Source organism: Ventrimonas faecis, from assembly GCF_040096075.1.
Lineage (GTDB): Bacteria > Bacillota > Clostridia > Lachnospirales > Lachnospiraceae > Brotaphodocola > Brotaphodocola faecis.
Genome location: NZ_JBBMFJ010000031.1, coordinates 1 through 12710 on the forward strand (window position 1 = coordinate 1; position 12710 = coordinate 12710).

Consider the following 12710-nt stretch of genomic DNA (forward strand, 5'->3'; position numbering starts at 1 on the left):
ATAGGCGGCGGAGCGCACGAAGTACAAAATTCCACTCAGTGTCTGCGGTTTTGTATGACCGCCCCGGAACTTCGGACTTTTATTAGGTTTTGCAATTTTTTTATTCGTGATAGTGATAGCTGTCCAGCAGTTCATTCTTCATATCCCACAGCGGCTTGGACAGATCCACATGCACTCTGTGCGGGAACTCCAGTCGCAGGGACTCTTCCCAGAGCGTTGCAAGCTCGCTCTTGCAGTATTTCTGGATATCCATCACCCTCGGGGACTCGTAAACACATTCTCCCTTTAAGAATACCGGGATCATCATCTCGCGCATGGTGTAGGTTCCCGGTGCGAGGTGGGTCTTTTTCCAGGTTTCCTTCGGGTCGAAGAGCAGGAGAGATTTGTTGGTGTCGTACTCCTCATCGACCAGGCAGATCAGGTCTGCGATGATCTTGCCGTTTTCCTTATCGTAAATACGGCGGATGGTCTTGTTGCCAGGATTGGTGATCTTTTCTGCGTTCTCGGACAGTTTGATCTTCGGAATGAATTTTCCGGTTGCTTTATCCTGGATTGCAGCCAGCTTGTACACGCCGCCGAAGGACGGGCAGTCCTTGGAGGTAATCAGGTTGGTGCCAACGCCCCAGGAGTTGATGGTGGCGCCCTGCAGCTTCAGGGAAGAAATCAGGGTCTCATCCAGGTCATTGGAAGCGGAGATGACTGCATCCGGGAATCCGGCAGCGTCCAGCATCTTCTTGGCTTTCTTGGACAGGTAAGCCAGGTCGCCGCTGTCTAAGCGGATTCCGTAGAAGGTAAGCGGAATGCCGGCTTCGCGCATTTCTTTAAAGACCTTGATGGCGTTCGGAATACCGGAGTTTAAGGTATCGTAAGTATCAACCAGAAGGATGCAGGCATTCGGATACAGCTTTGCGTAGGTGCGGAATGCGGTCAGCTCATCCGGGAAGCTCATGATCCAGCTGTGGGCGTGGGTGCCTTTGACCGGAACGTCAAACATCTTGCCGCAGAGCACGTTGGAAGTACCGATACATCCGGCAATCATGGCAGCGCGGGCACCGTAGATACCGGCGTCCGGACCCTGGGCGCGGCGCAGGCCAAACTCCATAACACCATCGCCCTGGGCTGCGTAAACCACGCGGGCTGCCTTGGTGGCAATCAGGGACTGGTGGTTGATGATATTTAAAAGTGCAGTCTCAATAAGCTGCGCCTCCATGATCGGAGCAATGATCTTTACAAGGGGTTCTCTCGGGAAGATGACACTGCCTTCCGGGATGGCGTAAATATCACCGCTGAAATGGAAATGGCGGAGATAGTCGAGGAAATCTTCCTCGAACATGCCGGTGGTGCGTAAGTAGTCGACGTCATCGTCATCAAAATGCAGGTTCTTTACGTAATCGATCACCTGGTCTAAGCCAGCGCAGATCGAATAGCCGGAGCCTACCGGGTTGTTTCTGTAAAACGCGTCGAAAATAACAGTTTCATTTGCATCTTTTTCTTTAAAATAGCCCTGCATCATGGTCAGCTCGTAAAAGTCTGTGAGCAGGGTCAGGTTACGTTCACTCATGCCGGTTCTCCTTCTGGTTATGGGATTATTGTTAAAATTGTGTAAAACAATAGTAGTATACCATCAGTTTTCGCAAAAAACAATGCACCTGATATAAACTTAACAAATAGACCACCTATAGAAACCTTGACAATTCTCAGTCAAATTAATATAATGAGAAAGAATGTAATATCAAAAAGGCTATGACGGAGACAGTAGCGCTGCAAAGAACGTAAAGGCAGGACGCAAAAATTTGCGAGATGCAGGAGCGAGCCGGGGGCGGTGGAAGCCCGGTGCAAGTAAGGCAGCAGTCGAAGATCACTCCCGAGCCGCAGGCTGAACAAATTTACAAACGGTTTCAGTAGGCCCCGCCGGCATTCCACCGTTAGTTGGAACTCATATGTTTGTATGCAGTAATAGGTGGTCAAAAGTGGCAAGAAGTGTCGTTTCCTGTTTGCAGGAAGCGGCTTTTTTTATATCAATGGATCGTCTCGGCAGTCCTGCTGCGGCGCCAGAATCCGGCAAGCTGGATTCTTCATTGATACCCAAACACAAGATGTCCCGCTGCATGCGTCAAAGATTGGAGGCAAAGAAAAGCATGTATGAGAAAGTACCTACAAATATGAATTTTGTAGAGCGAGAGAAAAAAATTGAAAAGTTCTGGGATGATGAGCACATCTTCCAGAAGAGCATGGATTCCCGCAAAGAGGGTCCGACCTACACCTTCTACGATGGCCCGCCAACCGCAAACGGCAAGCCTCATATCGGCCACGTACTGACCCGTGTCATCAAAGACATGATTCCGCGTTACCGCACCATGAAAGGCTGCATGGTTCCGCGTAAGGCAGGCTGGGATACCCACGGACTTCCGGTAGAGCTGGAGGTAGAGAAGATGCTTGGCCTGGATGGCAAGGAGCAGATCGAGCAGTATGGTCTGGAGCCGTTCATCGAGCATTGTAAAGAGAGCGTCTGGAAATACAAAGGCATGTGGGAGAAATTCTCCGGCACCGTTGGTTTCTGGGCCGACATGGACAATCCGTATGTTACCTATCACAATGACTTCATCGAGTCCGAGTGGTGGGCATTGAAGCAGATCTGGGAGAAGGGACTCCTGTACAAGGGCTTCAAGATCGTTCCTTACTGCCCGCGCTGCGGCACCCCGCTTTCCTCCCACGAGGTAGCTCAGGGATATAAAGATGTCAAAGAGCGTTCCGCTATCGCGCGATTCAAAGTAAAAGGCGAAGATGCTTACATCCTGGCATGGACCACCACCCCTTGGACCCTGCCGTCCAACGTAGCACTCTGCGTAAACCCGAACGAGACCTATGTTAAGGTACAGAACGGTGATTACACCTATTACCTGGCAGAAGCACTTTGTGATACGGTCCTGGAAGGTGAGTATACAGTCCTGGAGAGTTATAAGGGCAAAGACCTGGAGTACAAAGAGTACGAGCCGCTGTTTGACTGCGCAGTAGCAATCTGTGAGAAGCAGAAAAAGAAAGCATTCTACGTTGTCTGCGATACCTACGTAACCCTGACCGATGGTACCGGCGTGGTACACATCGCTCCGGCATTCGGTGAGGACGACTCCAAGGTCGGAAGAAAATACGACCTGCCGTTCGTACAGTTAGTAGACGCCAAGGGTGAGATGACCAAGGAGACTCCTTGGGAGGGCGTATTCGTAAAGAAAGCCGATCCGCTGGTATTAAAGGCACTGGATGAGAAGGGCCTGTTATTCTCCGCACCGAATTTCGAGCACAGCTATCCGCACTGCTGGAGATGTGACACCCCGTTAATTTACTACGCAAGAGAGTCCTGGTTCATCAAGATGACCGCTGTGAAGGATGACTTAATCCGCAACAACAACACCATCAACTGGATCCCGGAGAGCATCGGTAAGGGCCGTTTCGGTGACTGGCTGGAGAATGTTCAGGACTGGGGCGTAAGCCGTAACCGTTACTGGGGCACCCCGCTTAATATCTGGGAGTGTGAGTGCGGCTGCCAGCATTCTATCGGAAGCCAGGCAGAGTTAAAATCCATGAGTCCGAACTATGCGGACGTCGTAAAGAAATACGCAAAAGAGATGGACAAAGAGGCCAACGGAGAGGTAGAGCTGCATCGTCCGTTCATCGATGATGTCACCATCACCTGCCCGCAGTGCGGCAAGCAGATGCACCGTGTACCGGAGGTTATCGACTGCTGGTTCGATTCCGGTTCCATGCCGTTCGCACAGCATCATTATCCGTTTGAGAATAAGGAACTCTTTGAGAAGCAGTTCCCGGCAGATTTCATTTCCGAGGCGGTAGATCAGACCCGTGGCTGGTTTTACTCCCTGCTGGCTATCTCCACCCTGATCTTTAACAAAGCTCCGTACAAGAACGTTATCGTTCTGGGTCATGTACAGGATGAGAACGGCCAGAAGATGAGTAAGTCCAAGGGCAACGCGGTGGATCCGTTCGATGCTCTGGAGACCTACGGCGCAGATGCGATCCGCTGGTATTTCTACATCAACAGCGCACCGTGGCTGCCGAACCGTTTCCACGGCAAAGCCGTACAGGAAGGGCAGAGAAAGTTCATGGGTACCCTGTGGAACACTTACGCCTTCTTTGTACTGTATGCAAACATCGATAACTTCGACGCAACCAAATACACCCTGGATTACAGCAAGCTTCCGGTTATGGATAAGTGGCTGCTTTCCAAGTTAAACTCCATGGTCAAGGATGTGGATGACAACCTGTCCAACTACCGCATCCCGGAGGCTGCAAGAGCCCTTCAGGATTTCGTGGATGACATGAGTAACTGGTATGTAAGAAGAAGCCGTGAGCGTTTCTGGGCAAAGGGCATGGAGCAGGATAAGATCAACGCTTACATGACTCTGTACACCGCCCTGGTAACCGTATCCAAGGCAGCAGCTCCGATGATCCCGTTCATGACCGAGGACATCTACCAGAACCTGGTAAGAAGCATCGACAAGACCGCTCCGGAGAGCATCCATCTGTGCGACTTCCCGGCAGTCGATGAGAACTGCATCGACAAGCAGCTGGAGTCCGACATGGATGAAGTCTTAAAGATCGTTGTATTCGGCCGTGCGGCAAGAAATACCGCAAACATCAAGAACCGTCAGCCGATCGGCAAGATGTACGTCAAGGCAGAAAACAAGCTGTCCGATTTCTATGTAGAGATCATCGAGGATGAGTTAAATGTCAAGAGCGTTGAGTTCGTAGACGATGTCAGAAACTTCACCTCCTACAGCTTCAAGCCGCAGCTTAAGACCGTCGGACCGAAATACGGCAAGCAGCTGGGCAACATCCGCAAGGCTCTGTCCGAGATCGACGGCAATGCCGCTATGGATACCTTGAAGGCAGAGGGCGCACTGAAGTTTGACTTCGGCGGCGAGCTGGTAGTTCTGACCGAAGATGACCTGCTGATCGAGATGGCCCAGACCGAGGGCTATGTATCCGAGGGTGACAACTACGTAACCGTAGCCCTGGATACCCACCTGACTCCGGAGCTTCTGGAAGAGGGCTTCGTCCGCGAGGTCGTAAGTAAGATCCAGACCATGCGAAAAGAAGCAGGTTTTGAGGTTACCGATCATATTAATGTATATCAGGATAACAACGACAAGATCGCTGATATCTTAAAGAAATACGCAGACACCATGAAAGGCGAAGTACTTGCCGATCACATTTTCCTTGGACAGATGAGTGGATACGCAAAAGAGTGGAATATTAACGGTGAGACCGGAATGTTGGGTGTTGAGAAAGCAACAGACGGCAGCTGCCAGAAATAAGCGTGTAAAGATACACCCGGGGCCTCGCAATACGGGGCCTCTTCTGGGAGATCGTAACTGAGGAGAGGAGATCCAGTATGACAGTAATGGCAAACAAAGGGTTTGACAAAGAAACATTTAAAAAGAGCGTGGTCGATAATGTAAAGAATCTGTACCGCCGCACCATCGATGAGGCTACCCCGAACCAGGTGTTCCAGGCAGTCGCTTACGCGGTAAAAGATGTCATCATTGACGAGTGGATCGCAACCCACAAGGAATACGAGAAGAAGGATGTAAAGACCGTTTACTATCTTTCCATGGAGTTCTTAATGGGACGCGCGCTGGGCAACAATATCATCAACATTCGTGCAAGACAGGAAGTCCGGGAGGCTCTCGATGAGCTCGGCTTTGACTTAAATGTGATCGAGGACCAGGAGCCGGATGCGGCCCTTGGAAACGGCGGTCTGGGACGTCTTGCAGCATGCTTCCTGGATTCTCTTGCAACCCTTGGATACCCGGCATACGGCTGCGGCATCCGTTACCACTATGGCATGTTCAAACAGAAAATCGAAAACGGTTATCAGGTCGAGGTGCCGGATAACTGGTTAAAGGACGGCAACCCGTTTGAGGTACGCCGCTCCGAGTACGCAACCGAGGTCAGATTCGGCGGCTATGTGCGCACCGTATGGGAGAACGGCAGAGAGCATTTCGTACAGGAAGGCTATCAGTCTGTTATGGCGGTTCCGTATGACCTGCCGATCGTGGGCTACGGCAACAACGTAGTCAACACTCTGCGTATCTGGGACGCACAGCCGATCAACACCTTCAACCTGGATTCCTTCGATAAAGGTGATTATCAGAAGGCCGTGGAGCAGGAGAACCTAGCTAAGACCATCTGTGACGTGCTTTACCCGAACGACAACCACTATGCAGGTAAAGAGCTGCGCTTAAAACAGCAGTACTTCTTCATTTCCGCAAGTGTACAGCGTGCGGTAAGCAAATACATGGAGAAGCATGATGACATCCGCAAGTTCTACGAGAAGAACGCATTCCAGTTAAACGATACCCATCCGACCGTAGCCGTTGCAGAACTCATGCGAATCCTTCTGGATGACTACAACTTAACCTGGGAAGAGGCGTGGGATGTTACCACCAAGACCTGTGCTTACACCAACCACACCATCATGGCTGAGGCACTGGAAAAATGGCCGATCGAGCTGTTCTCCAGACTGCTTCCGCGTATCTACCAGATCGTCGAGGAGATCAACCGCCGCTTCATCATTGAGATCCAGCAGAAATATCCGGGCAACCAGGAGAAGATCGCGAAGATGGCAATCATTTACGACGGTCAGGTCAAGATGGCTCACATGGCCATCGCAGGCAGCTTCTCTGTCAACGGCGTAGCAAGACTGCACACCGAGATCCTGGAGAAGCAGGAGTTAAAAGACTTCTACGAGATGATGCCGCAGAAGTTCAACAACAAGACCAACGGTATTACCCAGAGACGTTTCCTGCTTCACGCAAACCCGCTTCTGGCAGACTGGATCACCGACAAGATCGGGGATGAGTGGATCACCGACCTTTCCGCTATCAGCAAATTAAAGCTGTATGTGGACGATGAGAAGTGCCAGCACGAATTCATGAATATCAAATATCAGAATAAGGTGCGTCTGGCAAAATACATCAAGGAGCACAACGGCATTGATGTTGATCCGCGTTCCATCTTCGATGTTCAGGTTAAGAGACTGCACGAGTACAAACGCCAGCTTATGAACATTCTGCATGTGATGTATCTGTACAACCAGCTGAAAGATAACCCGAACCTGGATATGGTTCCGAGAACCTTCATCTTCGGTGCTAAGGCAGCAGCGGGATATAAGCGCGCGAAACTGACGATCAAGCTGATCAACTCCGTTGCAGATGTCATCAACAACGATAAGTCCATCAACGGCAAGCTGAAGGTTGTCTTCATTGAGGATTACCGCGTATCCAACGCTGAAATCATCTTCGCGGCAGCCGATGTCAGCGAGCAGATCTCTACCGCAAGTAAAGAGGCATCCGGTACCGGCAACATGAAGTTCATGTTAAACGGTGCTCTGACCGTGGGAACCATGGACGGCGCAAACGTGGAGATCGTAGAAGAGGTTGGCGCAGAGAATGCGTTTATCTTCGGTACTTCCTCCGACGACATCATCCGCATGGAGCATGACCACAGCTACGATCCGATGCAGATCTTCAACAACGACCAGGATATCCGCCGTGTGCTGATGCAGCTCATCAACGGCTACTACGCACCATATGATCCGGAACTGTTCCGTGATATCTACAACTCTCTGCTGAACACCTTAAGTAGCGACCGCGCAGATACCTACTTCATCCTGAAAGACTTCCGGATGTACGCAGACGCGCAGAAGCGTGTAGATGAGGCATACCGCGACGAGCAGTGGTGGGCAAAGGCAGCTATGCTCAACACCGCATGCAGCGGCAAGTTCAGTTCCGACCGTACCATTGAAGAGTACGTAAGAGATATCTGGCATCTGGATAAGGTGAAGGTAGAGCTGTAAAAGACTGCCTGAACCAAATGCACACAAGTACAGGAAAAGCCTGTCATGGATGCATGAAAAAATCTCAGGAATAAAATAAGAAATCCCTCCGTAGATTAAACTGACGGAGGGATTTTTTATGCGCAAAATCGGGATTGTGTTTGCGGTGGTGTTTGTGGTGTCCTGGATGTTTTCGCTGTTCTGCATGCGTGCGGCAGGACAGGCTGGGGAACGTTCTTTGGGAGAAAATGGAAATGTTGTGAGTGGAGAAACTATATCGGATGGTCAGGCAGGAATGGAACGAAGTGTGTCCGGACAGGTGGCAGACTGGAGTCTGAATGGTGACAGCCAGAGCAGTGGGAAAACAGGTGGGTGGAACGGCAATTCCCACAGTGCGGATCAGGGGGATGGAGAATCTGTGCCAGACTCAAATGTGCCGGGGCAGCAGGTAAATCAGATGGGGCCAGACTCAAACGTGGCGGATCAGCAGCAGGCGAATCAGGCGAGGCCAGACTCTGCTGCGAAAGCGCGCTCCCGCCGCGTCATTCTGGAGCGCTACGGTGTCCGCACCTACCTTTTGGTGGAGGATTACCTTCCGGGCGTCATGGTCTGCCAGACCGGGCCGGAGATGGGAATGGAAGCACTGAAGTGCCAGGCAGTCATTGCCCGCACCTACATATACCGCCAGATGGGCGAGCGGGAGGAGATACAGGAGGAAGAACTGGATCTCGACTATCTGGGGGACTATACGGCACAGGCAGGAAAAACACTGACCGTGCACCAGAAGGAAGAACTGGCAAAGCGTCTGGAGCAATGTAAGCAGGCGGCAGACGCCACGGCAGGAACGGTGATGAAATATGAAGGCCGCTATATTTTGCCGTTGTTTCATGAGCGCAGCGCCGGACGGACACGCACCGGGGAGGCAGATTATCCGTATCTGCAGTCGGTGGAAAGTAAGTGGGATGTCATGGGAAGCAATGAAAACGGAAAATCACAGGAATTGCAGCAGGGAAACGAGTCGGAAACCGAAACGGGAACCGTGGCAGTAAAGGAGACTGGGGCCGGAGTGTCGGAAGTTTCTTTCAGTCCGTCGGAATTCGTACAGCGCATCAAAAATTTGAGTGACGCTCCTGCGTTGGATCCAGACCGTATTTCCTCGGAAATCCAGATTGTAAAGCGGGATGATGCCGGGTATGTGCTGCAGATTAAGATTGGCCCGCGCACCTACACAGGAGATGATGTGCAGTACGCGCTGAATCTGCCCTCCGCCTGTTTTACCATCAGCACCAGAACATCGGGAACCATCACGGTGACAGTGAAAGGACGCGGCCATGGTTACGGCCTCAGCCAGAACGGCGCCCAGGCCATGGCAGAGGAGGGCTGGAGCTATTCCGACATTTTAAACTATTATTATAAAAATATTTCACTGGTGACTGAATAAGAAAAAGCACTTTGGCAAAACTACTACCGAGGTGATAAACGGTGAAAGAAAAAATGAATCAGATGTTCCGGGATAAATTATTCCTGGTCATGTTGGTGCTGGGCCTGCTGACTATGGTTGCCGCAGCAGGCGTCGTTACGATTCGAAGAGGAAACGGACAGGAACAGAAACCATATGTGGATATGCAGGGGCAGGATGAATATTTTGCAGAGGAAGCAAAAGATCAGGCGCCGGTTGCAGGAAATTCCAATGCGGAGAATTCCGGATCCGAAATCACACAGGAGGAACAGGTTCTGGCTGAAGCTGCGTCTAATCAGGACAACGCAGCAGCAGAACAGGGACACATTGCAGAGGAGGCAGGGCCGGAGACCGGAAACGGACAGAATACCGGACTTGCAGCAAATGGTACAAAGGATGACGGGGCAGATCCGGCTGTGAAAGAGGCCGGTGCAGGCGGAAGTGCCGCCACCGCGCTGGTATTAAATTTTGTCGATACCAGCAAGATGCTGTGGCCGGCAAGAGGCAATGTCCTGCTGGATTACAGCATGGATTCCACCATCTATTTCCCGACCCTGGAACAGTACAAATGCAATCCAGGCCTGGTCATCCAGAGCGAGGTCAGCACCCCGGTGTATGCTCCGGCTGCCGCAAGGGTACTGGAAGCAGGAAACAACGAGGAAATTGGGGACTATGTGGTTCTCGACCTGGGAAATGATTACACGGTAACCTGCGGGCAGTTAAAAGAGATTACCGCCGTGCAGGGAGAGTACCTGGAAGCAGGACAGCTCCTGGGTTATGTGGCAGAACCAACCAAATATTATACCATTGAGGGAAGCAATGTCTTTCTGGAAATGCGCCACGGAGAAAAAACGGTAGATCCGCTGGATTACCTGGAATAGGATTACAGCCGGTAGAGCAGTATTATGGGAGTGTTGAAATTGTTCCACTCCAGGGGTTTCGAAAGAATTTAGAATTTGTTCATAGAATGGTCGAAATTGTATGGTATGCTTTTGGCATAAGATGAAAGGCAGCTGCGCCTGATCCATTCGCCGGGCCGCAGTGCTGCGAAAAATACAATTTGAGGTGAACTATGAATATCCTGTTTTTTCTGACTCCAAAGAGCGAGGTAGCTCACATTTACGAAGATGACACGGTGCGTCAGGCACTGGACAAGATGGAAGGCTTCCGCTATTCCACCATCCCGCTGCTCTCCAAAGACGGCACCTACGTCGGAACCATTACGGAAGGAGACCTGCTCTGGGGAATCCGGGAAGAATACCAGATGAACTTCAAAGAAGCAGAAAACGCGCCCATCGCATCAATTCCGCGGCGCGCAGACTATAAACCGGTCACAGCCGAATCTAAAATGGAAGACATGATTGACCGGTCTCTGAACCAGAACTTCGTGCCGGTGGTGGATGACCGGGGGTTCTTTATCGGGATCATTACGAGAAAAGATATTATCAAATACTGTTATTCGAAACTGGAAAAGGAAAATTAAAAAATTCCGGGCAGATCCAAATGGGCTGCCCGGTTTTATTTTATACCAAGATATTAACTATTCCCAGAATTTTTCGTTCTCCGGCCTGGATCAAACGCTGGGTTAAAGGCATAGAAATTCTTGCTGTTCAGCTGATCCTGCACATGCCGCAGGGTCTCTCCAAAACGCTGGAAATGCACGACTTCCCTTGCCCGCAGATACCGGATCGGATCGCAGACTTCCGGATCTTTTACGACGCGAAGGATGTTGTCGTAAGTGCTCCGGGCTTTCTGTTCTGCAGCGAGGTCTTCAAATAAATCTGTAATCGGGTCACCCTTAGACTGGAACTCACAGGCATTAAACGGAACACCGCCTGCTGCCTGAGGCCAGATTCCGGTGGTGTGGTCAATATAATAAGGGCCAAAACCAGAATCTTCGATTTCCTGTGGAGTCAGGTTGCGAGTAAGCTGGTGAACGATGGCTGCCACAATCTCCAAATGCGCCAGTTCCTCGGTTCCGATATCGGTCAGAGAAGCTTTTGCTACGTCATAAGGCATAGCATATCTCTGGGATAAATAGCGCATGGCCGCACCCATCTCGCCGTCGGGACCACCATACTGACTCATGATAAACTGCGCCATCTTCGGATTCGGCTGTGAAATCTTTACCGGATACTGCAATCGTTTTTCATACCTCCACATCAGCGCATTCCTCCTTCCCAGGGCCATGGGCCGTTGATCCAGTTCCAGTTATTGGAATCGGCATCAGCAACCTGGAGTGGTCCATCTACTTCTTCATACGCTTTCATGGCCTGGCGGTTCATGCGCCGGGCATTCTGAAAATACTGCATGGCTATCGGGCAGTTTGGATGAGTGTCGAGATACAAGGTTGCCTCATCCAGGGCAAATCCGGTTTCATATACAGCCTGCAGGAGTTTGTCATCGCATCCACACATCATCGGCACCTCCCTATCACGAACGGCAGATCCAGTTCCGGGAAAATGGTTCCCCGGGTAAGTCCGCGGCTCATATCATACACCTGGTTCCAGCGCTGCATGGGGACATAAGCCATGGCAATGGACATGTCACTTAAGCAGTCTCTTTGTGTATTTTCTCGATCCGGCTGCAGGGGACGCTGGGCCGCCCATCCGCAGGAACTGGCTGTCGGACGATTGTCTGAGCATCCACCTGAATTGCCTGACATACGCTGGTTCACAGACCCGCAGGAGTTCCCTGTATTGGTATGCGGCGGTTCGGGCAGATGTGGTCTCTGCATACAGCCGCACCGGTTATTGGAATAATCCATGATCATAAATCCTTTCCAGAGTTTCTAGTATCATCTTATGTGAAAGCAGAAACAGCGGTGCATTGGAATCTATCATATGACAGAAAGCAGGGTTGTCACCCTTGTCTGCATTTGCTCATAAGATACAGTACAAACAGCAAAAAAGGAGATTTCGATATGTGTAGCTGGAATGGTTGTGGTAACAATTGTGGCGGCTGCGGCAATAACTGCAGCGGTTGTGGATGGAATAACTGGGGATGGGGCGGTTCCTGCGGATGGAACCGGAATAACCGGGAAGCATTCCGTAACGGATTCCGTGAAGGATATGATGCCGGCTTCCGCGATGGATTCCGGGAAGGACGGGACGATGACCGCAGACCGGGTGGACCTGGAGGTCCGGGGCGGCCGGGAGATGGCTGCAATTCCGGGTGCGGATGCAGCTGAGTTATGGGAAATTTCGATGCCACTGATGTGCGTCGTAAATAGTTGACAGATCTGTCATTCCATACTATACTAATAACACAATCGAGATTTGGGCGTGTTACTGGTAAAGCAGGCATTAACCGAAAGGGCATCGAAGAGATGTCCTTTTGGTTGATGCCTTTTTCATTTTCCAAATAAAACTACACTTCCGAGAAGCGACTGAAACGGAC

Annotated in this window: 10 protein-coding genes; 6 read left to right on the forward strand and 4 right to left on the reverse strand. The window is 51.0% G+C overall.

Features of this window, described 5'->3' with window-relative positions:
• Positions 1 to 100 precede the first annotated feature (100 nt).
• On the reverse strand, positions 101 to 1561 hold the full coding sequence (locus tag WMO41_RS13135; RefSeq protein ID WP_349230144.1) for a nicotinate phosphoribosyltransferase: 1461 nt from the start codon (positions 1559 to 1561) through the stop codon (positions 101 to 103).
• Positions 1562 to 2138: 577 nt separating this feature from the next.
• Between WMO41_RS13135 and ileS the strand changes: the two genes are divergently transcribed.
• The 5 genes from ileS to WMO41_RS13160 all read left to right on the forward strand — a co-directional run bounded on the left by ileS (position 2139) and on the right by WMO41_RS13160 (position 10794).
• Positions 2139 to 5330 carry an isoleucine--tRNA ligase gene (gene ileS / locus WMO41_RS13140; protein ID WP_349230145.1) on the forward strand — a complete coding sequence of 1064 codons (3192 nt, stop codon included), beginning with the start codon at positions 2139 to 2141 and terminating at the stop codon, positions 5328 to 5330.
• An 86-nt stretch (positions 5331 to 5416) separates the two neighbouring features.
• Complete coding sequence (locus WMO41_RS13145; protein WP_349230175.1) at positions 5417 to 7873, forward strand: glycogen/starch/alpha-glucan phosphorylase; 2457 nt, start codon at positions 5417 to 5419, stop codon at positions 7871 to 7873.
• A 118-nt stretch (positions 7874 to 7991) separates the two neighbouring features.
• The gene (locus WMO41_RS13150) at positions 7992 to 9293 is read left to right on the forward strand and encodes a SpoIID/LytB domain-containing protein (protein ID WP_349230146.1); all 1302 of its coding nucleotides are present in this window, start codon (positions 7992 to 7994) and stop codon (positions 9291 to 9293) included.
• Positions 9294 to 9334: 41 nt separating this feature from the next.
• On the forward strand, positions 9335 to 10192 hold the full coding sequence (locus tag WMO41_RS13155) for a peptidoglycan DD-metalloendopeptidase family protein (RefSeq protein ID WP_349230147.1): 858 nt from the start codon (positions 9335 to 9337) through the stop codon (positions 10190 to 10192).
• A gap of 191 nt (positions 10193 to 10383) precedes the next feature.
• Complete coding sequence (locus WMO41_RS13160) at positions 10384 to 10794, forward strand: CBS domain-containing protein (RefSeq protein WP_349230148.1); 411 nt, start codon at positions 10384 to 10386, stop codon at positions 10792 to 10794.
• 53 nt (positions 10795 to 10847) lie between these two features.
• On the opposite strand, the gene WMO41_RS13165 is transcribed toward WMO41_RS13160, so the two are convergent.
• Genes WMO41_RS13165 through WMO41_RS13175 form a run of 3 tightly spaced genes read right to left on the reverse strand, consistent with a single transcriptional unit; the run spans position 10848 to position 12078 of the window.
• Complete coding sequence (locus WMO41_RS13165; RefSeq protein ID WP_349230149.1) at positions 10848 to 11474, reverse strand: manganese catalase family protein; 627 nt, start codon at positions 11472 to 11474, stop codon at positions 10848 to 10850.
• A complete protein-coding gene (locus WMO41_RS13170; protein WP_349230150.1) occupies positions 11474 to 11731 on the reverse strand; it encodes a spore coat protein CotJB in 258 nt (85 codons plus the stop codon). The genes WMO41_RS13165 and WMO41_RS13170 overlap by 1 nt, the downstream gene beginning before the upstream one ends.
• A complete protein-coding gene (locus WMO41_RS13175) occupies positions 11728 to 12078 on the reverse strand; it encodes a spore coat associated protein CotJA (RefSeq protein ID WP_349230151.1) in 351 nt (116 codons plus the stop codon). The genes WMO41_RS13170 and WMO41_RS13175 overlap by 4 nt, the downstream gene beginning before the upstream one ends.
• Before the next feature lie 217 nt (positions 12079 to 12295).
• On the opposite strand from WMO41_RS13175, the gene WMO41_RS13180 reads away from it, so the two are divergent.
• On the forward strand, positions 12296 to 12547 hold the full coding sequence (locus WMO41_RS13180) for a hypothetical protein (protein ID WP_349230152.1): 252 nt from the start codon (positions 12296 to 12298) through the stop codon (positions 12545 to 12547).
• Positions 12548 to 12710: the final 163 nt, after the last annotated feature.

Excerpts from the sequence above, each read along its gene's own strand:
- WMO41_RS13175 (WP_349230151.1), bottom strand. The coding sequence starts at position 12,078 with ATGGATTATTCCAATAACCGGTGCGGCTGTATGCAGAGACCACATCTG.
- WMO41_RS13160 (WP_349230148.1), top strand. The coding sequence starts at position 10,384 with ATGAATATCCTGTTTTTTCTGACTCCAAAGAGCGAGGTAGCTCACATT.
- WMO41_RS13145 (WP_349230175.1), top strand. The coding sequence starts at position 5,417 with ATGGCAAACAAAGGGTTTGACAAAGAAACATTTAAAAAGAGCGTGGTC.
- WMO41_RS13170 (WP_349230150.1), bottom strand. The coding sequence starts at position 11,731 with ATGATGTGTGGATGCGATGACAAACTCCTGCAGGCTGTATATGAAACC.
- WMO41_RS13135 (WP_349230144.1), bottom strand. The coding sequence starts at position 1,561 with ATGAGTGAACGTAACCTGACCCTGCTCACAGACTTTTACGAGCTGACC.
- WMO41_RS13150 (WP_349230146.1), top strand. The coding sequence starts at position 7,992 with ATGCGCAAAATCGGGATTGTGTTTGCGGTGGTGTTTGTGGTGTCCTGG.
- WMO41_RS13165 (WP_349230149.1), bottom strand. The coding sequence starts at position 11,474 with ATGTGGAGGTATGAAAAACGATTGCAGTATCCGGTAAAGATTTCACAG.
- ileS (WP_349230145.1), top strand. The coding sequence starts at position 2,139 with ATGTATGAGAAAGTACCTACAAATATGAATTTTGTAGAGCGAGAGAAA.